Source organism: Rhizobium etli CFN 42 (assembly GCF_000092045.1).
Lineage (GTDB): Bacteria > Pseudomonadota > Alphaproteobacteria > Rhizobiales > Rhizobiaceae > Rhizobium > Rhizobium etli.
Map to the genome: position 1 here is coordinate 284,679 of NC_007766.1, position 26,748 is coordinate 311,426.

General features: G+C 62.2%; 17 protein-coding genes. 11 read left to right on the forward strand and 6 right to left on the reverse strand.

What is annotated here, in order from left to right:
- Positions 1–4 precede the first annotated feature (4 nt).
- Positions 5–6,304: a HAMP domain-containing protein gene (locus RHE_RS27810; protein WP_011428572.1), complete on the reverse strand. Its 6,300-nt coding sequence runs from the start codon at positions 6,302–6,304 to the stop codon at positions 5–7.
- Positions 6,305–6,472: 168 nt separating this feature from the next.
- Here RHE_RS27810 and RHE_RS27815 point away from each other — a divergent pair, with 168 nt between their 5' ends.
- From RHE_RS27815 to RHE_RS27840, 6 genes are all read left to right on the forward strand, one after another.
- On the forward strand, positions 6,473–6,925 hold the full coding sequence (locus RHE_RS27815) for a hypothetical protein (protein WP_011428573.1): 453 nt from the start codon (positions 6,473–6,475) through the stop codon (positions 6,923–6,925).
- A gap of 28 nt (positions 6,926–6,953) precedes the next feature.
- Positions 6,954–7,235, forward strand: coding sequence for a hypothetical protein (locus RHE_RS27820; RefSeq protein WP_011428574.1), 282 nt, complete (start codon positions 6,954–6,956; stop codon positions 7,233–7,235).
- A 2-nt stretch (positions 7,236–7,237) separates the two neighbouring features.
- Positions 7,238–8,101 (forward strand): alpha/beta fold hydrolase, encoded by an 864-nt coding sequence (locus RHE_RS27825; RefSeq protein WP_011428575.1) that lies wholly within the window; start codon positions 7,238–7,240, stop codon positions 8,099–8,101.
- Between the two features lie 144 nt (positions 8,102–8,245).
- The gene (locus tag RHE_RS27830) at positions 8,246–9,271 is read left to right on the forward strand and encodes an ABC transporter substrate-binding protein (RefSeq protein ID WP_042119994.1); all 1,026 of its coding nucleotides are present in this window, start codon (positions 8,246–8,248) and stop codon (positions 9,269–9,271) included.
- A complete protein-coding gene (locus RHE_RS27835; protein ID WP_042119995.1) occupies positions 9,268–10,308 on the forward strand; it encodes a FecCD family ABC transporter permease in 1,041 nt (346 codons plus the stop codon). The genes RHE_RS27830 and RHE_RS27835 overlap by 4 nt, the downstream gene beginning before the upstream one ends.
- Entirely contained in the window at positions 10,305–11,066 is a 762-nt protein-coding gene (locus RHE_RS27840; protein ID WP_011428578.1) for an ABC transporter ATP-binding protein, read from the forward strand. Before RHE_RS27835 ends, RHE_RS27840 begins: the two co-directional genes overlap by 4 nt.
- Before the next feature lie 18 nt (positions 11,067–11,084).
- Here RHE_RS27840 and RHE_RS27845 read toward each other — a convergent pair whose 3' ends face one another.
- Complete coding sequence (locus tag RHE_RS27845; protein WP_011428579.1) at positions 11,085–11,552, reverse strand: Lrp/AsnC family transcriptional regulator; 468 nt, start codon at positions 11,550–11,552, stop codon at positions 11,085–11,087.
- 153 nt (positions 11,553–11,705) lie between these two features.
- Here RHE_RS27845 and RHE_RS27850 point away from each other — a divergent pair, with 153 nt between their 5' ends.
- Together RHE_RS27850 and RHE_RS27855 are read left to right on the forward strand one after the other, a co-directional pair.
- Positions 11,706–12,884: an amino acid aminotransferase gene (locus RHE_RS27850; RefSeq protein ID WP_042120054.1), complete on the forward strand. Its 1,179-nt coding sequence runs from the start codon at positions 11,706–11,708 to the stop codon at positions 12,882–12,884.
- A gap of 25 nt (positions 12,885–12,909) precedes the next feature.
- Positions 12,910–14,535, forward strand: a complete 1,626-nt coding sequence (locus RHE_RS27855; RefSeq protein ID WP_011428581.1) for a thiamine pyrophosphate-dependent enzyme — start codon at positions 12,910–12,912, stop codon at positions 14,533–14,535.
- A 21-nt stretch (positions 14,536–14,556) separates the two neighbouring features.
- On the opposite strand, the gene glgB is transcribed toward RHE_RS27855, so the two are convergent.
- From glgB to RHE_RS27870, 3 genes are read right to left on the reverse strand one after another with little or no spacing between them, the layout of a single operon-like run.
- Positions 14,557–16,755, reverse strand: a complete 2,199-nt coding sequence (gene glgB, locus RHE_RS27860; RefSeq protein WP_011428582.1) for a 1,4-alpha-glucan branching protein GlgB — start codon at positions 16,753–16,755, stop codon at positions 14,557–14,559.
- The gene (gene treS, locus RHE_RS27865) at positions 16,752–20,033 is read right to left on the reverse strand and encodes a maltose alpha-D-glucosyltransferase (RefSeq protein ID WP_011428583.1); all 3,282 of its coding nucleotides are present in this window, start codon (positions 20,031–20,033) and stop codon (positions 16,752–16,754) included. Before treS ends, glgB begins: the two co-directional genes overlap by 4 nt.
- The gene (locus tag RHE_RS27870; protein WP_011428584.1) at positions 20,034–23,261 is read right to left on the reverse strand and encodes an alpha-1,4-glucan--maltose-1-phosphate maltosyltransferase; all 3,228 of its coding nucleotides are present in this window, start codon (positions 23,259–23,261) and stop codon (positions 20,034–20,036) included.
- A 260-nt stretch (positions 23,262–23,521) separates the two neighbouring features.
- On the opposite strand from RHE_RS27870, the gene RHE_RS27875 reads away from it, so the two are divergent.
- The 3 genes from RHE_RS27875 (at position 23,522) to RHE_RS27885 (ending at position 25,619) form a co-directional block, all read left to right on the forward strand.
- Complete coding sequence (locus RHE_RS27875) at positions 23,522–23,884, forward strand: hypothetical protein (protein WP_011428585.1); 363 nt, start codon at positions 23,522–23,524, stop codon at positions 23,882–23,884.
- Between the two features lie 69 nt (positions 23,885–23,953).
- Positions 23,954–24,835, forward strand: coding sequence for an MBL fold metallo-hydrolase (locus RHE_RS27880; protein WP_011428586.1), 882 nt, complete (start codon positions 23,954–23,956; stop codon positions 24,833–24,835).
- A 10-nt stretch (positions 24,836–24,845) separates the two neighbouring features.
- On the forward strand, positions 24,846–25,619 hold the full coding sequence (locus tag RHE_RS27885) for a phosphotransferase (RefSeq protein WP_011428587.1): 774 nt from the start codon (positions 24,846–24,848) through the stop codon (positions 25,617–25,619).
- On the opposite strand, the gene RHE_RS27890 is transcribed toward RHE_RS27885, so the two are convergent.
- Positions 25,620–26,663, reverse strand: coding sequence for a magnesium and cobalt transport protein CorA (locus tag RHE_RS27890; RefSeq protein ID WP_042119996.1), 1,044 nt, complete (start codon positions 26,661–26,663; stop codon positions 25,620–25,622).
- Between the last annotated feature and the right edge of the window lie 85 nt (positions 26,664–26,748).

A 26,748-nucleotide genomic window follows, 5' to 3' on the forward strand; every position in this document is an offset into this window, starting at 1 on the left:
ATCCTCAGCGGTGCAACCACATGCGCAGAGCCGACAGGAGCTGCTCGGTGTTGACGGGCTTCGCCAGGTAATCCGACGCACCCGCCTCCAGGCATTTCTCCCTGTCACCCTTCATCGCCTTGGCCGTCAGCGCCAGGATCGGCAGCCGCCGGAAGCGGGGCTCAGAGCGGATGACCTGCATCGTCTCGTAGCCATCCATCCCGGGCATCATGATGTCCATCAGCACGATCGCCACCGAGGGCTCTGTGTTGATGACGTCGATCGCCTCGCTGCCCGTCGTCGCGGTCAGCACCCTCATCCCCCGGCGTTCGAGAACGCTGCTCAGTGCAAAGATGTTGCGGGCATCATCGTCGACGAGCAGCACGGTCTCGCCGACAAGATCCTCGTCCGAGCTGTGCAATTCCTGCAGCGTCGCTTGCTTTGCGGCCGGCAGGTCGGCAACCACCCGATGCAGGAAAAGCGCCGTCTCGTCTAGGAGGCGTTCGGGCGACTCCACACCCTTCACCACGACGCTGCGAGCCATGCTGTGCAGTGTCGCATCTTCCTCAGGCGAAAGCTCCCGGCCGGTGAAGACCACCACCGGGACTTCGGCGATCTCGGCATCGTCGCGGATCTGCTCCAGCACTTCGAAGCCCGACATGTCGGGGAGCGTGAGGTCGAGCACGACACAATCGGCAGAGCCTTGCCGGAGAACGGCGAGCGCCTCCGATCCGGAGCCGACGCTGGTTATGTCGATGTCGTCGTGCCCAAGAAGAGCGGTGACGCTCATGCGCTCGGCTTCGTTGTCTTCCACCAGCAGCAGCTGCTTGCGGCGCGGCTCGGCATAGGCCTTCAGCCGCGACAGCGCCCTGCCCAGTCCTTCCGGCGTCGTCGGCTTGCTCATGAAGGCAAAGGCGCCGCGGGTCAGCCCATGCTGGCGGTCCTCGTCGAGGCTGATGATCTGCACCGGAATGTGCCGCGTCTGCGGGTTCTGCTTGAGCTGGCTCAGCACCGTCCAGCCGAGCATGTCTGGCAGGAAAATATCGAGCGAAATCGCCGACGGCTTGTATTCCTGCGCCAGCGTCAGGGCATCGCTGCCGCGCATCGCCACCAGTACCTTGAAACCGTTGTCGCGGGCGAGATCGACGAGGACGCGGGCATAATGCGCATCGTCTTCGACGACGAGCAGCACGGAGTCGCCGGGCTCGATCCGGTGACGGTCGTCCGCGACATGTTCGACCGGTTTCTCAGCCCGACGGGCAGCCGCCTCGGCGAACTCGACGACGTTCGCCGCTGCCGGAGTGGACTTCGGCGCTACCGCGCCGGCGCCGACATAGGTGAGCGGCAGGTAAAGCACGAAGGTGCTGCCGACACCCGGCGCGCTGCGCAGCTGGATCTCGCCGCCGAGCAGGTTTGCCAGTTCGCGGCTGATCGCCAGCCCCAGGCCGGTGCCGCCATACTTGCGGCTGGTCGAGGCATCGGCCTGCTGGAACGCCTCGAAGATGATGCGCTGCTTTTCGGGCGGTATGCCGATGCCGGTATCGACCACTTCGAAGGCGATGACGGAAGGCGCGTGCCGCAGCGAAGGATGCTCCGGCGACCAGCCGCTCGTCACCGATGCAACGCGAAGCGTGACGCCGCCCTGCGCGGTGAACTTGAAGGCGTTCGACAGCAGGTTCTTGAGGATCTGCTGCAGCCGCTTCGAGTCCGTGATGATACTCTTCGTGACGTCGGCGCCGACTTCGACCGCGAAGGAGAGGTTGCGGTTTTCAGCCTCGTGCCGGAACGGCCGCGCCATCACTTCGAGCAGGTTGCTGACGAAGATCTCCTCGGCATCGACCGAGACCGTGCCGGACTCGATCTTGGACAGATCGAGAATGTCGCTGATGAGATTGAGCAGATCGGTGCCGGCCCCATGGATCGTCTTTGCGAACTCGACCTGCTTGGCCGACAAGTTGCCGTCGGGGTTTTCCCCGAGCTGCTGGCCGAGGATGAGGATGGAGTTCAGCGGCGTGCGCAGCTCGTGCGACATGTTGGCGAGGAATTCGGATTTATACTTCGAAGTCAGCGCCAGTTCGGTGGCCTTTTCCTCGAGCGCGCGCCGCGCCTGCTCGATTTCCTGATTCTTCGCCTCGACTTCGACGTTGCGCTCCTCGAGCTGCTGCGCCTTCTGGCCGAGCTGTTCATTGGTCTGCTGCAGCTCGCGCTGCTGCGTCTGCAGTTCGGCGGCGAGCTGCTGCGATTGCTTGAGAAGGCCTTCGGTCTGCATGGTCGCTTCGATCGAGTTGAGCACGATACCGATCGACGTCGTCAGCTGGTCGAGGAAGGAGAGCTGCAACTCGGTGAATTCGCCGGCAGAGGCAAGCTCGATCACCGCCTTCACCTGGCCCTCGAAATGCACCGGCAGCACGATCGCACTTCTGGGAAGCGTCGTGAACACGCCGGAGCTGATCGGGACGACATTCTCGGGCAGATCGGTGACCAGGATGCGGCGGGCATCGCTCGCGCATTGGCCGACGAGGCCCTGGCCGAAGTCGAGCCGCGGCGGATGCGCGGCCTCGACCCCTTGCGCATAGACGGAGAGCAGCGACAGGAATGGCTGGCTCTCGTCGGCATCGACCTGGTAGATCACGCCCTGATGGGCGCCGACCAGCGGCGCCAGCTCCGACAGCAGCATCTTGCCGACCAGCGTCAGGTCGCGTTGGCCCTGCAGCATGTTGGTGAAGCGCGCCAGATTGGTCTTCAGCCAGTCCTGCTCGGTGTTGCGCTCCGTCGTCAGGCGCAAATTGTCGATCATCGTGTTGATGTTGTCCTTCAGCTCTGCGACTTCGCCGCGCGCATCGACCTTGATCGAGCGCGTCAGGTCGCCCTTGGTGACGGCCGTCGCCACCTCGGCGATGGCGCGCACCTGGGTCGTCAGGTTGGCGGCAAGCAGGTTGACGTTGCCGGTCAGGTCCTTCCACGTTCCCGCGGTACCGGGAACATTCGCCTGGCCGCCGAGGCGGCCTTCGACGCCGACTTCGCGCGCCACTGTGGTCACCTGGTCGGCGAAGGTCGCGAGCGTGTTGGTCATGTTGTTGATGGTTTCGGCAAGGGCTGCCACCTCGCCCTTGGAGGCGACGGTGAGGTTCTGCTTGAGGTCGCCGTTCGCCACCGCCGTCACCACCTTGACGATACCGCGCACCTGTTCGGTCAAGTTGGCGGCCATGACGTTGACGGTGTCGGTCAGATCCTTCCACGTGCCGGCGACACCCGGCACCTGCGCCTGGCCGCCCAGCTTGCCTTCGGTGCCGACTTCGCGGGCCACGCGCGTCACCTCGCCGGCAAAGGCGTTGAGCTGATCGACCATGGTGTTGATGGTGTTCTTCAGTTCAAGGATTTCGCCCTTCACGTCGACGGTGATCTTGCGCGAGAGGTCGCCACGCGCCACCGCCGTCGTCACTTCAGCGATGTTGCGGACCTGGGTCGTCAGGTTGGCGGCAAGCAGGTTGACGTTGTCGGTCAGGTCCTTCCAGGTGCCGGCGACGCCGGGAACGACGGCCTGGCCGCCGAGCCTGCCGTCGGTGCCGACTTCGCGGGCGACACGGGTTACTTCGCCGGCAAAGGAGCGAAGCTGGTCGACCATGGTATTCAAAGTATCCTTCAGCAGCAGAATCTCGCCGCGCACGTCCACGGTAATCTTGCGCGACAGGTCCCCGTTGGCGATCGCGGTCGCCACCTCGGCGATATTGCGCACCTGCGCCGTCAGATTGCCGGCCATGGAGTTGACGCTGTCGGTCAGGTCCTTCCAGGTGCCGGCGACGCCCGAGACCTGCGCCTGGCCACCGAGTTTGCCTTCGGTGCCGACTTCGCGGGCGACGCGCGTGACTTCGCCGGCGAAAGCGTTCAGCTGGTCCACCATCGTGTTGATGGTGTTCTTCAGTTCGAGGATTTCGCCCTTCACGTCGACGGTGATCTTGCGCGAGAGGTCACCGCGCGCCACGGCGGTCGTCACTTCGGCGATGTTGCGCACCTGGCCTGTGAGGTTGGAGGCCATTGAATTGACGTTTTCGGTCAGATCTTTCCAGGTGCCGGCGACGCCAGGCACCTGCGCCTGGCCGCCCAGCTTGCCTTCTGTGCCGACTTCGCGTGCGACGCGCGTCACTTCCGAGGCGAAGCGGTTCAGCTGGTCCACCATGGTGTTCAGCGTTTCCTTGAGCTCAAGGATTTCGCCGGAGACCGACACCGTGATCTTCTTCGACAGGTCGCCATTGGCGATCGCTGTGGAAACCTCGGCAATGTTGCGCACCTGCGCCGTCAAGTTGCCAGCCATGGAATTGACGCTGTCGGTCAGGTCCTTCCAGGTGCCGGCCACACCGAGCACGTTCGCCTGGCCGCCAAGCCGGCCCTCCGTTCCGACCTCGCGCGCCACGCGCGTCACCTCGCCGGCGAAGCCGTTCAGCTGGTCGACCATCGTATTGATGGTCTCCTTCAGCTCCAGGATTTCGCCCGACACCGTAACGGTGATCTTCTTGGAAAGATCGCCTTGGGCAACGGCAGTCGCGACTTCGGCGATGTTGCGCACCTGGCCGGTCAGGTTCGAGGCCATGGAGTTGACGCTATCGGTCAGGTCCTTCCAGGTGCCTGCGACGCCGCGCACGTTCGCCTGGCCGCCGAGGCGGCCTTCCGTGCCCACTTCGCGGGCAACGCGCGTCACTTCCGAGGCGAAGGCGTTCAGCTGGTCGACCATCGTATTGATGGTTTCCTTGAGTTCGAGGATTTCGCCCTTCACGTCGACGGTGATCTTCTTCGACAGGTCGCCATTGGCGATCGCAGTCGAGACCTCCGCAATATTGCGCACCTGCGCCGTCAGGTTGCCGCCCATCGAGTTGACGTTTTCGGTCAGGTCCTTCCAGGTGCCGGCAACGCCACGCACGTTCGCCTGGCCGCCGAGCCGGCCTTCCGTGCCCACTTCGCGGGCAACGCGCGTCACTTCCGAGGCAAAGGCGTTCAGCTGGTCGACCATCGTATTGATGGTTTCCTTGAGTTCGAGGATTTCGCCCGAAACCGTCACCGTGATCTTCTTCGACAGGTCGCCATTGGCGATGGCTGTGGAGACTTCAGCGATGTTGCGCACCTGCGCCGTCAGGTTCGAGGCCATCGAATTGACGTTGTCGGTCAGATCCTTCCAGGTGCCGGCCACACCCGGTACCTGCGCCTGGCCGCCGAGGCGACCTTCCGTTCCGACCTCGCGCGCCACGCGCGTCACCTCGCCGGCAAAACCGTTCAACTGGTCGACCATCGTATTGATGGTTTCCTTGAGTTCGAGGATTTCGCCCGAGACGTCGACAGTGATTTTGCGCGACAGGTCGCCGCGCGCCACGGCCGTTGTCACCTGGGCGATGTTGCGCACCTGCGCCGTCAGATTGCCGCACATCGCGTTGACGCTATCGGTCAGGTCTTTCCAGGTGCCGGCGACGCCTGGCACCAACGCCTGCCCGCCGAGCTTGCCTTCGGTGCCGACTTCGCGGGCGACGCGCGTCACTTCGGAAGCGAAGGAGCGCAACTGGTCGACCATCGTATTGATCGCCTCCTTGAGCTGCAGGATTTCGCCGCGCACGTCGACGGTGATCTTCTTGGAAAGGTCGCCGTTGGCAACCGCGATCGTCACTTCGGCGATATTGCGCACCTGCGCCGTCAGGTTCGACGCCATCGAGTTGACGCTTTCGGTCAGGTCCTTCCAGACGCCCGTCACCTCGGGCACCTGCGCCTGTCCGCCGAGCTTTCCGTCGGTGCCGACTTCGCGGGCGACGCGCGTCACCTCAGAGGTGAAGACACTGAGCTGCTTGATCATCGTGTTGACGATATCGGCCGAGCGCAGGAATTCGCCTTTGAGCGCCCGCCCGTCGACATCGAGCGGCACGGTCTGCAGCAGATCACCCTTGGCGACCGCAGTGATCGTGCGCGTCACCGCCGTCGTCGGCCAGAGGAGGTCATCGATCAGGCCGTTGATCGAGCCCTCCATTTCCGACCATGAACCATCCGAGAGGCCGAAGCGCACGCGCGTGCTCGTCCGCCCGTCCCGGCCGACGACCTGGCCGACATGTTCGAGCTGCTGGGCCATACGTTGGTTGGCGGCGATGATGTCGTTCAGCGCATCGGCGATCTTGCCGGTAACCCCGGTCAGGTCGGAGCGCATGCGCACGGAAAAGTCGCCGCGTCTGACCGCGACCAACACCTCTAAAAGGGCGCTGGCATCGTCGAACGCCATGCTTTTGTGGTCGTGCCCGTTGAGGCTCTCGGCCACAGCGTCGTCGCGCGAAAATTCACCGGTTTGCGTGCTCACGGAATCCCCCCTGTTCGAACGAGAGTAATTAGTGCACGACTGGAAAAAGTGTATGGGTGTGCCGCTGGGTTGCAGCGCCGGTCTCGACCCACGTCGAGCCAGCAAACTTTGCCTGCGCTGGAACAGTTTCCGGCCGGCCGTCGTTTCCGTCCTGACAAGGAGAGCGACATGTCGAACGTCTCAAGAACAGGCAAAGACGAGATCAACAACGCGACCAGCGCCACCACCTTCGGAAGATCGGTCGAGAGCCAGGCGCAGATGCAGGATGCTGCAGCGGAGGCGGCGCCGGAAGCCGGCGGAGAAATGCTCAACATCTATCGGCTGGAGCCGATTGCCAAAATCGACGATCCGAGATGGGGTAATGCCCCGAACCACGGCACCGTCGTGGTTGCCGCCTTGACGCCGGGCGACGCCAGGATCGTCGCCGCCGCACGCGAACTCGATTTCATGGAGGTGGACGCGGCACCGGCCGAAGACGTCACGACGGCAAATGCCAGCGCCTTCCGCGACGATAAGCTCTATACTGTGATCGAGATCGACCGGAATAGGCGCGATCTCAAGCGCGGCATTCTTGACGGAACTGTATCAGTCGACACAATTCGGCCGGTCGAGCCGGACTAGGCATCCTTTCCTACCATTGGGGGTTCTCATGAATACTGCCAATCTGCAGCTCAAAGGCTTGATCATGGCGATGGCCTCGATTTGCGACGCAATCGTCGAGAAGGAATTGCTCACACGCGGGGAAATCGATGCCGCGCTCGCGAAGGCTCAAAAGGCGATCCAGGAAGATGACGACCATGAGTTGTCCGGCGCCAACCTCGCGGCGATCCTGTTTCCGATTCGCGTGCTGCAGCTTGCCGGCGAAGCCGGCAGGAAGGGCGAAGGGGCGACATTTTCGGACTATGCCAAGCTCGTTGGAAAGCTGAGCTAAGCGTGTTTGAAGGCTTTTCTCTCGAGGCGGTCGATGTCGGGCCGGGATCGCTTCGCGTCCGCCGCGGCGGCTCAGGACCCGCCGTTCTTCTGCTTCACGGCCACCCCAGGACACATATGACCTGGGGCAAGGTGGCGGACCTGCTTTCACCCGATCACACGGTCGTCTGCCCCGATCTCCCCGGCTTCGGCCGCTCCTATCAGCCCGGCGATGCTTCCGACAGCAGAAATTCTTCCAAGCGAGCTAAGGCCGAAGCGCACATCGAGCTGATGCGGCGACTGGGTCACGAGAACTTCGCGGTGGTCGGCCATGACCGCGGGAGCCTCACTGCCTTCCGCATGGCAATGGACCATCCAGATCGCGTAAGGAAACTCGTCATTGTCGACGCCATTCCCGTCATCGAACATCTCGAACGTGCCGACTGGAAATTTGCGCGGGACTGGTACCACTGGTTCTTCTTCGCCCAGAAGGAAAGACCGGAGCGGGCGATCTCCGCCGATCCCCTCGCGTGGTACGACAAACTTTCGCCCGCGCTAATGGGCCCCCAAGCCTATGAAGATCTCATCGACGTCATCCACGATCCTCACGTCATCCACGGGATGATCGAGGATTACCGCGCCAGCCTCAGCATCGACCATCTGCACGACGGTGATGACCGCGCCGCCGGCCGCAAAATAATCTGCCCGATGCTCTGCCTCTGGTCGCTGCGCGACGATATGGAGCAGATCTATGGCGATCCAGTCGCGATCTGGCGCAACTGGGCTAGGGACGTGCGCGGCTTCGGCATAGACAGTGGACACCATGTGGCCGAGGAGAATCCGGCAGCACTCTCGCAGGCCATCCGGGAGTTTCTCGAAAACGGATAGGGTGAAGGCCCAAAGCGCTCTCCATCCCGCTAGGAATGTCCCGTTCTGACGATTTCTGCGATAAGTTGATAAATTTGGTCTTGTTTCCGAGGCGCTCCTATGGCTATAGGGCGACCGCAGATACTTACGCACCGGGATATTTACGTGACCAGCTTCAAATCACTTCTTGCCGCATTTGGCCTCTCCGCCCTGATCGGTCTTGCCGCACCCCCATCTTACGCGGGGTCGACGGCCTACCCATTGACCTTCGAGAACTGCGGCACACAGGTCACGTTCAAGAAGGCGCCCGAGCGGGCGATCGGGCTCGGCCAGAACAGTGCGGAAATCCTGCTGCTGCTCGGCCTTCAGGACAAGATGGTCGGCACCGCCTTTTGGCCGAGCAAGGTGCTGCCGCAGCTCGCCGAGGCCAATGCCAAGGTCAAGCTCCTGACCGTGGAGATGCCGACCTTCGAATCCATGCTCGCCGAAAATCCCGATTTCGTGGCCGTCGCCCTGCCAAGCCTGGTCGGCCCGAACAGCAAGATCGCCAAGCGCGAGGATTTCGATAAGGTCGGTGTTTCAACCTATCTCTCGCCCAGCACCTGCCTCAGCACCAAGAATGTCAAGGACCAGTACGGCAGCCGCGGCGAGCTGTGGAACATGGATCTCCTTTACAAGGAGATCGACGAACTCTCTCAGATTTTCGACGTCGCCGATCGCGGCCAGGCGCTGATCGCCGATTTCAAGGCACGGGAAGCCAAGCTTCGCGGGAGTGTTGCCAAGGACGGCCAAAACCTGTCCTACGTCTTCTGGTTCTCCAGCCCCAGCCCGTCGGCCGATGCCTATGTCGGCGGCAAGAACAGCGCCTCCGGCTTCATCGCCGATCTGCTCGGCGGCCACAATGCGATCACCGCTGACGCCGAATGGCCGACTGTCGGTTGGGAAGGCATCATCGCCGCCAATCCCGATGTCATCGTCGTCGCCAGCCTCGATCGCAATCGCTGGGAGCTCGACAAGCCTGAGGCCAAGATCAACTTCCTGAACACCGACCCGGCCGTCAGTCAGATCCCGGCCGTCAAGAACAAGGCGCTCGTCGTGATGGACGGCCAGGCGATGAACCCGACCATCCGCACGATCTACGGCGCCGAGCAGGTTGCCGAGCAGCTGAAGGCGCTTGGTCTCCTGAAGTGACGGAAGCGGGCCGCCTCTTCCGGCAAGTGGGAGCGGTCACGGCACTGCTCCTGGCTTCCCTCTGCCTCATCGCGGTCGTCGTCGGCGTCAGCGTCGGCATCGGCGACCTGCCGATCCCGCTTGCGACCACCTTCTCGGCCGTCACCAACCGGCTCGGATGGACCGCGGTCGAGCTGAACCGCATCCATGAGACTGTCATCTGGGATTATCGGCTCAGCCGCGCGCTCGTCGCCGCCTTCTGCGGCGCGGGCCTGGCGCTCTCAGGCGCCATCATGCAGTCGTTGCTGCGCAACCCGCTTGCCGAACCCTATGTTCTCGGCATTTCCGCAGGCGCATCCACCGGCGCCGTCGCGATCGTCATCCTAGGGGTCGGCGCAGGTGCCGTATCGCTTTCGGCCGGGGCTTTCGCCGGCGCCTTCGCAGCCTTCTTCTTCGTGGCGCTGCTATCGAACGGCACGCGCGGCGGCGCGGATCGCACCATCCTCGCCGGTGTCGCTGCATCGCAGCTCTTCAACGCCTCGACCTCCTATATCGTCACCACCTCTGCCAATGCGCAGCAGGCACGCGACGTGATGTTCTGGCTGCTCGGCAGCTTCAGCGGCGTGCGCTGGCCGGAATTCGCGCTGGTCTCGGTCGTCGTCAGCTTCGGCCTTGCCGCCTGTCTGCTCTACGCCCGCGTGCTCGACGCCTTCGCTTTCGGCGACGAGGCGGCATCCTCGCTCGGCGTCAATGTCAGCCGCGCCAGAATGGCGCTCTTCGCGCTGACCGCGATGATGACAGCCACCATCGTCAGCATGGTGGGCTCGATCGGTTTCGTCGGCCTCGTCGTGCCGCATGTCGCCCGCTTCGTCGTCGGGCCGCTCCATATCCGCCTGCTGCCGGCCTGCGCCATCGCGGGAGCGATCTTCATGGTGCTCGCCGACATCGCCGCGCGCGCCCTCATTCCCAACCAGATCCTGCCGATCGGCGTGGTCACGGCGCTGGTCGGCGTTCCCTTCTTCTCGATCATCCTCTACCGGTTCCAGCGCGCGTCATGAGCATCAAGGCGGACAACCTCACCTGGAAAATTGGCAGGAAGACCATTCTGGACGGCGTTTCGATGGAGGCGCCGCCCGGCCGGATGCTCGGCCTGCTCGGGCCGAACGGCTCCGGCAAGACCTCGCTGCTGCGGCTTCTCGCTGGGCTCAAGCGGCCGCATTCCGGCCGCGTCACGCTCGACCGCAGCGATATCGGCAAGATCAGCCGCCGCTCGATCGCCCGGCGCATCGCATTCGTCGAGCAGCACGCGACGACAAACGCCAATCTGAAGGTCCTCGACGTCGTCAAGCTCGGAAGATTTCCGCACCGCTCGATGTTTTCGGGCTGGACCAAGGCTGACGAAGAGGCGGTCGAGGCGGCGCTCGCGCGCGCCGGCATGGCGGAAAAGCGCGACGAGCGCTGGCAGAGCCTGTCGGGCGGCGAAAAGCAACGCACTCATATCGCCAGGGCGCTTGCCCAGTCGCCGCAGGAGCTGATCCTCGACGAACCGACAAATCATCTCGACATCCAGCACCAGATCGGCCTGATGCGGCTCGTCTCCGGCCTGCCGATCACCAGCATCGTCGCGCTGCACGATCTCAACCATGCCGCCATGTTCTGCGATCAACTCATCATTATGCAGCAGGGCAGGGTCGTTGCCTCCGGCGCGCCTGAGGAGGTGTTGAGCGAGACGCTGCTGCGCGAGGTCTTTTCGGTCGAGGCCCGCATCGAAGCCTCCCCCTATCATTCGCGCCCGCATATCCATTATATCAAGTGAGAGCGACTGGAGCTGCCCTCAGGTCACGATCTGCAGCGGCAAAGCGGTCGTCTTTTTGATCGTCTTGAGGACGATGCTCGATTTGACCGATGCCAGATTGTCGGTGACCCGGATCATTCTTTCGAGAAACTGGCTAAGATGGTCGAGGTCGCGCGTCATGACCTTCATCAGAAAGTCGGCGTCACCCGTCTGCGAATAACATTCCAGGATCTCGGGCGCGGTCTCGATGAAACGATGGAGCCTCTCGTTTCCGCCTTCCGTGTGCGCGCGCAGGCTGACAAGCGTATGGGCAACGACGGTGAAGCCCAGCTTCACCGGATTGAGGATGGCGACGACGCTCTGAATATATTGCTCGTTGCGCAGCCTTTCCAAACGGCGGGCGCATTGAGTCGCCGAGAGATTGACCTTCCGAGAGAGTTCGCCCTGCGTCAGCTCGCTGTTCCGCTGGAGAGCGGCGAGCAGTTTGATATCAAATGGGTCAAGCATGATCATCGGCCCCGAATGAGGTGAGTTTCTGCACGTTATACCGATATAACGCAGATTATCTGCACAATTACGTCAAAGCAGGAGGATAATCGCAGAAATTCGTCGCGATAGCTCCGTTAATCTTCGGCAACTGACATGGAACTGGAGGTGACAGTGTTTGACCAACTGAACAGCCGGCCGGCCGATAGCCTGCTCGCACTCATCAAGGCCTTCCAGGCCGACGATCGTCCCGGAAAGATCGACCTCGGCGTCGGGGTCTATCGCGACGCCATGGGACGCACGCCCGTTATGCGGGCCGTCAAGGCGGCGGAGCAGTTTCTCCTGGAGACGCAGGACAGCAAGAAATATCTCGGCCCCGAGGGTGATCTGCAATTCGTGCGCCTGCTTGAGCCGATCATCTTCGGCAACTCGCCGAAATTCGCCCAACGGCTCGCCGGCATTCAAACGCCGGGCGGCAGCGGCGCGCTCCGTCTCGGCGCGGAACTCATCCAAACGGCAAACCCCTCGGCAAAGGTTCTCTTGGGAACGCCGAGCTGGCCTAATCATAAGCCGATCTTCGCTTCGGCACGCTTGGACGTAAAGGAATATGCCTTCGTCGACCTGACGTCACAGCAGGTGACGTTCGAAAGCGTCGTCTCCGCTTTGTCATCCGCCAGGGAAGGCGACGTCGTGCTGCTTCATTGTTGCTGCCATAATCCCACGGGTATCGATTTCACCATGGAGCAATGGCGAGAGATTGCCGATCTCCTCGTTGCGCACAGGCTCGTGCCCTTCATCGATCTTGCCTATCAGGGGCTCGGCGACGGCCTCGAACAGGATGCCGCCCCGACGCGCATGATTCTCGATGCGGTCGAGGAAGCGCTGATCGCCTATTCCTGCGACAAGAACTTCGGCCTCTATCGCGAACGCGTCGGCGCGCTTTATGTCGTGGCGCGCAATGCCGATGACGTCAGAAAGGCAGAAAGCAACATGGCGGGGCTTGCCCGCGTGAACTGGTCCATGCCGCCGGACCATGGTGCCGCAATCGTCAAGACCATTCTTGAAAGCCCGGAAATGACAGCGATATGGCGTACGGAACTCGAAGAGATGTGCCGGCGCATCAATGGCAATCGCGCGGCGCTGGCCGCTGCCTCTCCGGAGCTGGCCTTCGTCAGCCGGCAACGTGGGCTGTTCTCCAATCTCTCCATGCGCAAGGAAACGGCGGTCGCGCTTAGGGCAAACCACGGCATCTACATGGCGGATTCCGGGCGCATGAATCTCGCCGGCATGCAGCCCGCCGATGCCGGCGCCATCGTCGCGGCGCTCCGGGCCGAAGGCTGCCTGAAATCATAACCGAATGCACCGTTGGAGCCTCCGAATGAGCAGGAAAGAAACGACCGGCCAGGCGATCACCCGTTCGCTTGTCGCCCACGGAATTGACACGATCTTCGGCATCCCCGGCGCCCATATGTATGATTTCAACGACGCGCTTTATGACGCCGGCGACAAGATCCGGTTCATTCACACCCGACATGAACAGGGCGCAGCCTACATGGCCTACGGCTATGCCAAATCCACCGGCCGGATCGGCGCCTATACAGTCGTCCCCGGCCCGGGCGTCCTCAATTCCGGCGCGGCCCTCTGCACCGCCTACGGTGCCAATGCGCCGGTGCTCTGCATCACCGGCAACATCATGTCGCACCTGATTGGCCGAGGCAGAGGACAGCTGCACGAACTTCCGGATCAGCTCGCGACGATGCGCGGGATTACCAAGACGGCCGAGCGCATCAACCACCCGTCCGAGGCCGGTACAGTTATGGCTGGGCTCGTCGCCAAAATGCTCTCTGGCCGCCAAGGCCCGGGAGCGGTCGAAGCCCCTTGGGACGTGTTCGGACAGTCCGCCCCTGAAATCGACGTTCGGGTTGGCGCGAGAGTGCCTCATCCGGCCGTAAACCCCAATCAGATCGCCGCAGCAGCGGCGTTAATATCAGGCGCCAGCAATCCGATGATCATGGTCGGTGGCGGCGCGGCGGATGCCAGCGCGGAGATCGCCGCGTTGGCGGAATTGCTGCAGGCGCCCGTCACCTCGCATCGCTCCGGCAAGGGCATCGTCCCCGACGACCATCCGATTTATCTGAATTTCGTCGCCGCCTATGAATATTGGAAGAAGGTCGACGTGCTGATCGGGATCGGCAGCCGGCTCGAATTGCAGTTCATGCGCTGGAAGTGGCTGCCCAAGGGGCTCAAGATCATCCGCATCGATGTCGACCCCACCGAAATGGTCCGCCTCAAGCCTGATCTCGGCATTGTCGCGGCCGCGAGAGATGGAACGCAGGCTCTAGCCGATGCGGTGGCCGGCTCCCGCCGCGAGGATCGCACGCGCGAATTTGCCGAGCTCAATGATGAGGCAAAGTCTCGTTTTTCGGCGGTGCAGCCGCAGCTTGGCTATCTCCAAGCCATTCGCGAGGCCCTGCCGAGAGACGGTTTCTTCGTCGAGGAGATCAGCCAGATGGGCTTTACCGCCCGCTTCGCCTTCCCAGTCTACGGCCCTCGCCAATACGTGACATGCGGTTACCAGGACAATCTTGGTTTCGGCTTCAACACCGCCTTAGGCGTGAAAGTCGCCCATCCCGACAAAGCCGTGATCTCCGTTTCGGGCGATGGCGGCTTCATGTTCGGCGTCCAGGAACTTGCCACCGCCGTCCAGCACAAGATCGCCGTCGTCGCCATCGTGTTCAACAATTCCGCCTACGGCAATGTGCTGCGCGACCAGAAGCAAACCTATAAGGGCCGCACTCTCGGTTCGGATCTGACCAATCCCGATTTCGTCGCCCTCGGAGAGAGCTTCGGCATCCGATCCTTCAGGGCGACGAGCCCCGAAGAATTGAAAAACATACTCGAGACAGCGCTCGCACTCGACGAGCCCGTCCTCATCGAAGTGCCCGTCGAAAAGGGATCGGAGGCGAGCCCCTGGCCCTTCATCCATCCGGCTCCGCACGAATGACCGGCAGGACGTGGAGCCCTATCAAGGCGATTTGAGCAAGACCGTCGCCAGCGGAGGCAGCGTCAGCCAGAGCGAATGCGGCCTGCCGTGCGCGGGTACGGATTCGCTCGACACTGCGCCGTTGACGAGGCCCGAGCCGCCATATTCGCGCGCATCTGTCGTGACCTTCTCGATCCACACGCCGTCCTGCGGCACGCCGATCCGGTAGCCGTAACGCGGCACCGGCGTGAAATTCGAGACGACAAGGACCGAAGACGAGCGATCGGGGGCGTAACGCAGCATGCCAAGAACGGAGTTGACGGCATCATCCGCCGCCGCCCAGTCGAAGCCTTCGGAGTGGAAATCGCCGAACTGCAAGGCTGCCTCGTCTTTGTAAAAGCCGTTCAAATCCTTGACCAGCCGCTGGAGCCCGGCATGCGCCGGCTGGTCCAGCACATCCCAGGCGATCGACGCATCATGGTTCCACTCGCTCGGCTGGGCGATTTCGCCTCCCATGAAAATCAGCTTCTTGCCGGGATGGCCCCACATGAAGGCGAGGTAGCTGCGCAGATTGGCGAATTTCTGCCACTCGTCGCCCGGCATCTTGCCAAGCAGCGAGCCCTTTCCATAGACCACCTCGTCGTGCGAAATCGGCAGGATGAAGCGTTCGGAATAGGCATAGATCATCCCGAAGGTCATCGTGCCGTGGTGGTAACTCCGGTAGACGGGGTCCTTCTCGATATAGCTCAGGCTGTCATGCATCCAGCCCATGTTCCACTTCATGTCAAAGCCGAGCCCACCCTCTTCCGGCGGCTTGGTGACGCCGGGCCAGGCCGTCGATTCCTCGGCGATCATCATTGCATGCGGGCAGCGCTCGTGGACGATACTGTTCAGGTGCTTGAAGAATTCCACCGCTTCCAGGTTCTCACGGCCGCCATACCGGTTCGGAATCCACTCCCCCTCGTTGCGGCTGTAGTCGCGGTAGAGCATCGAGGCGACGGCATCGACGCGCAATCCATCGATATGGTAGCGTTCGAGCCATTCAAGCGCGCTGGCGATCAGGAAGCCTTTCACCTCGTTGCGGCCGAGATTGTAGATCAGCGTGTTCCAGTCGCGATGAAAGCCTTCGCGCGGGTCTTCGTGTTCGTAGAGCGCGGTGCCGTCGAAGCGGGCAAGCCCCCAGACGTCGGTGGGAAAATGGGCCGGCACCCAGTCGAGGATTACGCCGATCCCGGCGCCATGGCAGCGGTCGATGAAATAGGCGAGATCCTCAGGCGTGCCATAACGGCCGGTCGGGGCGAAGAGGCCGAGCGGTTGGTACCCCCAGGAGCCGCCGAAGGGGTGCTCCATGATCGGCAGCAGCTCGATATGGGTGAATCCCATCTCGCGAACATAGGGGACGAGCCGCTGGCTGAGCTCGACCCAGTCGAGCGACCGCCCGCCATTCTCCCGCAGCCAGGAACCGGCATGCACCTCGTAGACGGAGATCGGCCCCTCCAGTCTTTGCTGTCGCGACTGGCCTTTCATCCAATTGTCGTCCGTCCATCGAAATCGTGTCGAGGATGCGACGATCGAAGCGGTGGACGGGGCGGCTTCGCTCGCTCTCGCCACCGGATCGGCCTTCTGCGGCAAGCAGTTTCCATGCGGATCGATGATCTCGAACTTGTATCTTTCGCCGGGCGCCAGCCGGGGCATGAACAGCTCCCAGACGCCGGCGGACTGCCGCAGCCGCATCGGGTTTCGCCGCCCGTCCCAGGCATTGAAATCGCCGACAACCGAAACGCGGCGGGCATTCGGCGCCCAGACGGCGAAGCGAACGCCCGCGACGTCGTCGATCGCCATTTCGACCGCGCCGAGCGTCCGGCTCAGGCTGTAATGGGTGCCCTCGGAGATCAGGTGGAGATCGAGCTCTCCAAGCAGAAGCCCGAAGCTATAGGGGTCTTCGGTGATCTGCTCGCCATCCGGCCATGTGATCCGCAACCGGTAGTGCATCCTCGAACCCATCGCCGCCGCAAACAGGCCGGAGGGGTGAGCGATGCTGAAGGGCGTCACCACCCTGCCACTGGCTGCTTCAATGAGATCGACGCCTTCGGCGCCCGGCAGATAGACGCGCACGATCGTCATACCGCCGCTCTCGTGCGGACCGAGGATCGAGAATGGATCGCCGTGGCGCCCCTCGATCAAGGCCCAGAGCGCATCGTGCCCGACGCCTGCGAGAAATTCAGAGCGTTCAACATTCATGCCGTTACCCCCGCTAAGCGCGATACGATTTCGGTAAGGCCGGCAAGCGGGATCGGCAGCCACTTCGGCCTGTTGCGGGCTTCATAGGCGACTTCATAGGCGGCCTTTTCGAGAAGAAAGGCATCGAGAATCCTCCGCCGTTGATCTGGCGGCGTGGCGAGAGCTTTCGATGCGGAGACCGCCTGCCAATAGGCATCGAGAAAGGCCTTCTCGGCATTGCGCCCGAAACGGGCGATGGCGCCCCGGCGCACCTCGTTCTCGTGTTCGGTGACCGCGTCATTGTCGAGCTGGGCGGTGGCGACGAGATAGCTGAGCGACCTCAGAAGCCCGGCGACATCTCGCAACGGAACCGTCTTCGCCCGACGCTCCGCGAGATTTTTGGCGGGCTCGCCTTCGAAGTCGATAATGACGGCATCGCCCTCGCTGACCAGGATCTGGCCGAGATGGAAGTCGCCATGCGTGCGCGTCATCAGCGTGCCGCGGGCGCTCTCCGCCAGGCTCGCGCCAAGCTCCACGAGCTCAGAACGGCGCTCCCGAAGCGGACGAGCGAGCAGATCGATCGGGGGATCGGCATTTTCCTCGCGTTCTGCCAGTTTCGACATGGCATAGGCGACTTCGCCCGCCACCGCCTTCTTGATCGCCTCGACCTCATCGTCGCGGGCGACGACAGGGCTGAAAGCTTCATCCGCGTTTTCCCCGGAAAGCACGACATGCAACTCGCCCAGCCTCATGCCGATCATGGCGACGAAGCTGATCAGCGGCTGGAATACGTCATCGCCAGGCTCGACCGCCGGGTCGTTCAGCACGAGTTCGTCGGCGCCGCGGCGCAGATTGTTCAGCATCCAGTTCCAGGCGTCGCCCTGGTTGCGGATCGCGCCCTGAACAATGATCAAGGTCGAGCGGCGCCCGCTGGAATCGGTGTGCGCGACCTCGCCGAGCAGTGGAGCGGTGTGATCGTAACCGGCGCATGTGAGAAACCGCGTCATCTCGACCTCCGGATGGACACCCGGGAAGATATGCCGGATCAGCTTGATCATGGCGACGTCACCGACGATCAGCGAGCTGTTCGATTGCTCGGCCGAAAGCCAATGAACCGGCATCCCGTCGGTGACCTGCAGGCGGTCGAGCCGCTCGGTGCCGAGAAATTCGAGCGTTCCGGTACGTCCGGTGATGCGCGAGCGGTCGGCAAGCCCGCGCAGGATGCCGCGCGCCATCGGCTCGACCGCGAACCCATCCGTCAGGAAGCCGACCCGCCTGCCTTGACGAACCCGCCCAAGCGCAAGCTGCTGCGTCAGAGCGGTGGGTTGCGCATCATCCCAGGCGACCGCCAGCGGCAACTGATAGGATTCGCTGTGATCCGGCAGGTCCACCTCCAATTCGCCCAGAACGATCCCCTCGGCATAGGGAATTGGCGTCGCCGAGATTAGGCGAGCCGCCTGAAGCGGCTGGTCCTTTGCGCCGAACCACCGTCGCTTGGCGAGGTAAGCGGGCAGAATTTCATTGCTGAGGACGCGTCCCAGGCGGGGCTCGTCGACGAGATCGAGCAGGCCGCGGCGGAGGACCATCGTCACGAGATCGGGAAGCTGTTCGGGCGGCGCGGTGCGCCATGCCGGCGGGTCAGCATCGGCCTGCAGTTGGAACCAGAAGAAGCCGTAGGGCGGCAGCGTCAAGAGATATGTCAGTTGTCCGATGGGCGGAAAGGGCGACATGCCGGTCAGTTCGATCGGCACGCGGCCCTCGAAGCTCGACAGGTCGAGCTCCACTGCCTGCGGTAGCCGCGACAGGTTTGCGACGCACATCAGCGTCTCGCCGTCATATTCCCGGAGATAGGCGAGGATCTTGCGATTTTCAGGTGAGAGAAACCGCAGCGAACCGCGCCCGAAGGCCGGATGCCTGCCGCGCAACGCCAGCATCTTGCGCGTCCAGTTAAGCAGCGAATGCGCGTCGGTGCTCTGGGCTTCGACGTTGACGGCCTCGAAGCCATAAAGCGGATCGGCGATCAACGGCAGGACGAGACGCGCCGGGTCCGTCCGGGAGAAGCCGCCGTTGCGGTCGGGTGACCATTGCATCGGCGTCCGCACCCCGTCGCGGTCGCCGAGATAGATGTTGTCGCCCATGCCGATCTCATCGCCGTAATAGATGACGGGTGTCCCCGGCATCGACAGCAGAAGCGCGTTCATCAGCTCTATGCGCCGGCGGTCGCGCTCCATCAGCGGTGCCAGACGTCGCCTGATGCCGAGATTGATGCGGGCGCGCTTGTCGGAAGCATAGGTCTCCCAGAGATAGTCGCGCTCGGCGTCGGTGACCATCTCAAGCGTCAGCTCGTCGTGGTTGCGCAGAAAGATCGCCCATTGGCAATTCTCCGGGATTTCAGGCGTCTGGCGCAGGATGTCGGTGATTGGGAAGCGGTCTTCCTTGGCGATCGCCATGTACATGCGCGGCATCAGCGGGAAGTGGAATGCCATATGGCATTCGTCGCCCTCGCCGAAATATTCGCGCGTGTCCTCGGGCCATTGATTGGCCTCGGCAAGCAGCATCACGCCGGGATGAGTTGCGTCGAGGGCGGCACGGATGCGCTTGAGGATCGCATGGGTCTCGGGTAGATTTTCGTTGATCGTCCCCTCGCGCTCGACAAGGTACGGAATCGCATCGAGGCGGAAACCGTCGATGCCGGTCTCCAGCCAGAAGCGCATCACCTTCAGCAGTTCCTCCATGACAAGTGGACTGTCGAAATTGAGGTCCGGCTGATGGGAATAGAACCGGTGCCAGTAATAGGCGCCGGCGACCGAATCCCATGTCCAGTTCGATTTTTCCGTATCGAGGAAGATGATGCGCGTTTCCGGGAATTTCTGATCGCTATCCGACCAGACATAGAAGTTGCGCTCCGGCGATCCCGCCGGCGCCTGGCGTGCGCGTTGGAACCAGGGATGCTGGTCGGAGGTGTGATTGATGACGAGCTCGATGATGACGCGGATATGGCGCTGGTGGGCGGCATCGACGAAAGCACGGAAATCCTCCATGGTCCCGTAATCCGGGCTGACATTGCCGTAGTCGGCGATGTCATAACCATCGTCACGGCGCGGTGAGGGAAAGAAAGGCAAAAGCCAGATGGCGTTGACGCCGAGGGCTGCGATGTGATCGAGCTTCTGGTGCAGGCCGGCAAAATCGCCGACGCCATCGCCATTGGCGTCGTAGAACGACTTGATGTGCAACTGATAGATGATCGCATCCTTGTACCAGAGCAGCGGGTCGACGCTACCGGGATTCATCGTGTCCATTCATGCCTCCGCTGCGCGAACGCGCCAGATCGCAAAGGGCAGTATCTGAGGATTGAAACTCACTCTCTGCCATTTGCCGTTCCACCTGAATCGGTGCCCCGTCACCAAATCCTCGGCGTCGAGCGCGGCGCCATCATCCAACGACCACTTCCAAAGCGGCAGTTCGATATCGCTTTCCTGAAAATTGTAGGGGTCGAGGCTGATCGCGATCAGCAAGACATTGTCGCGGGCGCGACTCGCCTTTTCGAAGAACAGGATGTTGTCGTTCCAGGCGTTCAGCAGCGTCAGCCCGAGATGCGAATGAAGCGCGGTGTTTTCGTTCCGGATGCGGTTCAGCATCCGGATTTCAGCGATGATGTTGCCCGGCCGGTCGTAATCCCAGGCGCGGATCTCGTATTTTTCGCTATCGGCATATTCCTTGCGCTTAGCGTCGGGACGCCCCTCGCAAAGTTCGAAACCGTTATAGACGCCCCACAGTCCCGACAGCGTGGCGGCCAATGCAGCGCGGATCAGGAAGGCCGGGCGGGGCGCGTTCTGGAGAAAATCCGGATTGATGTCATGAGTGTTGACGAAGAAATGCGGGCGGAAGAATTCCTTGGGCGCCGTTTCGGTCAGCTCGCGCATATATTGCTCGAGCTCCCACTTGGTATTGCGCCAGGTGAAATAAGTATAGGACTGGGAGAAGCCGATCTTCGCCAACCGGTACATGACCTTCGGCCTGGTGAAGGCTTCCGACAGGAAGACGACCTCGGGATGACGCGCCCTGATATCCCCGATCAGCCATTCCCAAAACGGGAAGGGCTTGGTGTGCGGATTGTCGACGCGAAACAGCTTGACGCCCTGGTCGACCCAAAGCTGGACGATATCCCTGAGTTCCACCCACAGAGAGGGCAGCGCATCTTTCGTATAGAAATCGACATTGACGATGTCCTCGTATTTCTTCGGCGGGTTCTCTGCATATTTGATCGTGCCATCAGGCCTCCAGTCGAACCAGCCGGGATGCTCCGTCAGCCAGGGATGATCGGGCGAAGCCTGTATTGCGAGGTCGAGCGCGATCTCCAGCCCATGCCGGCCCGCCTCCTCGACCAGCCGGCCGAAATCTTCGAAATCGCCGAGCTCGGGATGAATGGCATCATGGCCGCCCTCCTCTGAGCCGATGGCATAGGGACTTCCGGGATCGCCGGGTGCTGCCTTCAGGCTGTTGTTGCGCCCCTTCCGGTTGGTCGTTCCAATCGGATGGATCGGAGGGAAATAGAGCACGTCGAACCCCATATCTCGGATATCCGCCAACCTCGGGATGACATCGTCAAAGGTGCCGTGCCGGTTCGGATCGCCGCTCTGCGAGCGCGGGAAAATCTGGTACCAGCTGGCAAAGGCCGCCGATTTGCGTTCGGCATCGATGGCGCTTGTCGTGGAGCGTAGCCGGAAAGGCCGCCTGTCAGCCTTATTCATCAACTCGGCGGTTTCGGGGTCGAGCAGGATTGCCGTGCGCTCGGCATCCGACGCGTTTTCAAGACTGTCGATGAGCGCCTGCAAGTCGGCGCCGACTGCTGGCGGCGCTTCGGTCTTCGCGGCGCGGACGAGGTTCAATCCCTCCTGAAGCTCCAGCTTCAGGTCCAGCCTGGCGTCGTTCTTCTTGGTCAGCTCGTAGCGGAAGATCGCGAAGGCGTTCTTCCACGCCTCGACCGCGAATTCATAGCGCCCGACGCGTTCCAGCAGGAATTCGGCACGCCAGCGGTCGTTCTCGACCAGTTGCATCTCGGTTTCTTTCCATTCGGCCATGGCGTCGTGCGGCCGCCAGAGCAGGACGGCCGCGATCGGGTCGTGGCCGTCGGCGAATATATCGGCCTCGACGGTGGCCATCTCGCCGACCACACGCTTGATGGGAAAGCGTCCGTCATCGACCCGCGGCATGATGTTTTCGATGGCAAGCCGCGGCGAAGCGATCGCTTGCTCGACGTCGAGAGGGGGGCGGGATGTGATCGGTTCCGGCGCTTTGCTTTCGACGATCCGGGTCTCCCCTGCCCGCAGGCGCAGGACTGCCCCATCGGCCGCGACGGGCAGATAACCGGAGGCCGCCTCGCGAAGCGCCGTCATCGGGGCGGATGCGCTTCTCCTGAGGTCCCTGTTAATCAGGACGAACCGCACATTCGATGCGCAACGGAGATCCCGCTCCTCGGATTGCACTAGGGCCGACACCGGTCCATTGGCGTTGCGGATCAGGCGAAGCGATGGAGCGTGCGCATGGCCGGCCCTACCGATCTCGGCATTGGCGACGCGTATCTCGGAGGAGATGTCGAAGGCGAGATCATGGCGCAGCCTCCGCAGCCCGGAACCATCGCCGTGGGTCGGATCAAGCGGTGTCGCCGCACCATATTCGAAACCCATGGGAACCATGAGACCGCCGCCGAGCGAGGCGGCAAGGCGCAGCGCTCTCACGGCGCGCCGCTCGAGGATTTCTCGGCTCTCGGTCCCGTGTGCAATGCGCCTGGCGAATGGCGGTTCGGGAAAGGCGACCTGCCAGCCGAGCGCCTCCTGGACGCGATGCTCCTCGACAAACCATCTCTCGTCGAGATCCCACCAGGCCATCGATGAAAAGCATCCCGAGAAGCCCGCATCCGCGATCGCTCTTCTTACCGCAAAATCGGTGCCGGGCGTCCAGGCGAGGAAGTGCGCGTCAGCCTTCTCGCGCACCGCAGCGATCAGCGATTTGAAAAGCGCCGGCGCGGCGCGATCGATCCCGAGCACCCGGTAACCGGAAAGGCCGAGCCCGGACAGCCGCCACAGCCGTTCGGTCCACTCCCCCAACAAACGCAATTGCCGCTCGGACCCGATCGTGTTCATCGGCTCCGCCGGATCGAGCGGCGAGCGTCGAGGATCGACCGGACGAAAGCCCGCTTGCGCATCGCCGACTTTCCCGTCGAGCATCAGGTCCATCATCAGGCCGACACCGCTCTTCTCCGCGGCCTCCGCCAGGCGCGATATCCCATCATCGACCGCGCTTCCGAGCTGCAGTTCAGGATCGAGACGTTCGTAATCCCGGGAGGTAAAGACGCTGCAGTCCCCGCCTCGGTCGAAGAGCGGCGCCGTCAGAACATAATCAAAGCCGGTATCCGCCGCATGGCCGAAAACCTCGCGCCATGCATCGATGCCTTGGAGAAGTAGCGGGTTGACATAATAGATCCGGGGTGGGGTGCTGAACGCACCCTGCTTCGCAGAGAGTAACATCGGCCGCCGCCTCGTGTTGCTTTTCAGGCAAACTTCTTTTGACGGAGGTTGTTCCACTCAACTCGTCAATTCACGGGTGCATGGGACATGGGAAGACGGGACGCGCCTGCGCGGCGAGATGGGACATCACATCTTCAGGCAGGTCGATCTCGCGCAACGAGAGAAGGAAGTCCTCACGATTTGCCGGTAGAGATATCGCCGCCACGCGCTAAAAGATCCTCTGACTGTTTCCGATCCGGAACGAGCGGTTGAGCCCATCAATGCTTAGATCAATAGTCTTCATCACCGCCCTTACGGCTTGCATACCCTGCCTCGCCTCCTGGAGCATCGAGACCGATCGCTCGACACCTGATAAGCACGGCCTGTTCGAAATCCGCGAGGAGGCCAGGCGTTTCATCGCACAGGAGAACGCCAAGGGGCACGAGCGCTGGGACGTGCTGGAACCGAACGCGAAGGTGCTGGTGCCTCGATGCGCCGTCCCGCTCCAGGCGCAATGGACGCCGAAGAGCCTCGGCCGCTCGAAGCCTAGCGTCATGGTGATCTGCACGACCGCTGCCCCGAACGCAGTGATGAAGGGGTGGGATATATTCGTGCCGGTGAAGCAGAAATCGGGCAGCCCTTAAAGGCAGGCATCCAAACGAGACTTGATGCAGTGGCTAAAGTCAATGCAGTTGCAATGGAGGCAACAGGACATGAACCCCGCGGTAGTATTGTGCTCCTATCCCGGACTTGACGAGCGCATCGTTGTCCTCCGGGCGGGAGACGAGGTCGACGCCATGTTTGTGCGGACCCAGAGGTTCAATGTCCTGATCGATACGCTCGGCACGCCGGAACTGTGCCGGATGGCGCTGGATCTGCTTGGGGACAGAGGCAAGGATCGCCCGCTGATCGTCGTCAATTCGCATATGGATTGGGATCATTTCTGGGGAAACTCTGCGGTTTCAGGGCGTGCTCCGATCATCGCGCATGCCGCAGCGCTCGACCGTCTGCGTGATGCCTCCACGCAGCAGGTCCTGAAGGACAAGGCGAGACAGGAAACGCGGTTCGCGAATGTCGAGCTCGTCGGCCCGGATATCACCTTCTCCAGCTCGATGGTCCTGAACGGCGGCGATCTGACGCTGGAACTCATTCATACGCCGGGCCACACGCCTGACCATATCGCCGTCTGGATTCCGGAACTCCGCGTCTGCCTGGCCGTCGACGCGGTGGAATATCCCATTCCCGAAGTTTGGAGCAGGAGAGCCGATGATCTTCGCCAGATCCGCTCCTCGCTCAGGCGGATCCGTGACCTTGATGCGAAACTGGTCATTCCTGCGCACGGCAGAACATCTTCGCCTTCGGCAGTGGATGAGAACCTTGTTTATTTCGAAGCCTTGGCCGTTCGTGTCGGCAGCCTGAGTGAAAGCCAGCTGGCTGACCCTCAACTCGGCGCTACACGTGGTTTCCGGCTTGAAGACGTCGTCGCCATTCCCGAAGGGATGCCTTCGGACACGGCGGCGTTCTACCGGAACTGCCATGAAACGAACCTTGCCGCTACGGTTCAGGCCCATATCGAAAAACTGAAATCTGCGTAGGAGGCCATGGGTGAAATTATTGGAGGGCGGGCGAACCGGGCAGATCTGGCGCGACGGCGATACCGTCATCAGACCATCAGGCGCATGGACGCCGACCACGCACAGGTTCTTGCGCCATCTCAGAAGCAATGGCTTCCCGGCGGCTCCGCAGCCCATTCAAATTGCCGGCGACGATCAGGAGGTCGTCAGCTACGTCGCCGGGCGCGTCTGCGAAGACCTCCGTGATCCCCTTGTCGGATCGGAGCGCATGCTGATTTCCGCAGCGAGACTTCTGCGCGATTTTCATACAGCATCTCAGGGCTTTCTGGAATCGGATGACGATGCTCAGATATGGATGCTGCCGGCGCAGGAGCCGCGTGAGATCGTCTGTCACGGAGACTTTGCGCCCTACAATGTCGCCACCGTCGATCAGGAGGCTGTCGGGATCATCGATTTCGACACTGCCCATCCCGCCCCGCGCCTCTGGGATCTCGCCTATGCGGTCTATCGCTGGGCCCCCCTCTCCGATCCTGCCAATCCCTCTGTGGCATTCGGTCTGGACGACCAACTGCGGCGGGCGAAAATCTTCTGCAACGCCTATGGCGCGACGATGGAAGAACGGCGGCAGCTTCCCGAGATGATCTGCAGGCGGCTTCGAGCCCTTGCCGATTTCATGTTGGCAAGGGCTGCGGCCGGCGACGAGACCTTCGCGGAAGACGTCGACGCGGGAGACGCCAGGCTGTATCTGAACGACATCGGCTATATCGGCATACACCGAGATCGGCTGCTGAAAGCGCTGTCCTGACTAAAGCCATTTTCGCCGGCGGAAGAAGCCGAAAAGGCTGAGGCACAGGACGGCGATGACGCCCAATACGACGAAATAGCCATACTGGAACTTCAATTCCGGCATATCGCTGAAATTCATGCCGTAGATGCCGGCGATGGCGGTGGGAACAGCGAGGATCGCCGCCCAGGCGGCGAGCTTGCGGGCGATCGCCGTCTGTTCCGTCTGGCCGATCATGACGCTGGCCTCGAAGGCGAAGGCGAGCACCTCGCGCAATGCATCGATATCTTCCTGAACCCGGCGCACGTGATCAGTCACATCGCGAAACAGCGATTGCAGCGTCGGATCCATGCCGGGAAGATCGATATGCTCGTATCGCCGGCAGACGTCGACGAGCGGCACCACAGCGTTGCGCAGGCGCAGGAGCTTTCGCCGCAGCAGGTAGAGCCGCTCGATATCGGACTTCGACAGCTGTTCGCGCAGCACGAGGTCTTCGAGCTTCTCGACCTCTTCCTGCACCACCTCGATGACAGGCATGTAGTTGTCGACGATGAAATCGAGAATGGAATAGAGGATGTAGTTCTCGCCATGGGCAAGGGCGGCGGGCGTCGCCTCGCACCGCTGCCTGACCGCGAGATAAGAGGAGGATTCGCCGTGGCGAACGGAGACGACGTAACCGCGGCCGACGAAGAGATGCGTTTCGCCGAAGACGATTTCGCCGTCCTTCATATGGGCGGTGCGGGCGACGATGAACATCGCCTCCCCGTAAATTTCCAGCTTCGGGCGCTGGTGGGGCTGCGCCGCATCCTCGATCGCCAGCGGATGGAGATTGAACTCGGCCTGGATCTGGTGCAGCAGCACTTCATCCGGCTCATGCAGGCCGATCCAGACGATGGCATTCTCGCGGTTTCGCCACTCGCCGGCTTCCTCTATCCTGATGTCGCGAATACGTTGCCCATGCTCGTAGACGGCTGCGGCCACGACGCCGCGCCGCTCATAAGGAGGCGACGCCGGCTCGCTGCCGGCCCGCGCGGAAACTCTGTCCAGATCCTTCAGCCTTTCCAAATCCTGCCGTCCTCCCGTCCCGCGGATCACGTATCCGCAATCAACGCCGGTCAGGCGTTGCGCCGATCATAATGCCATTTTCTAA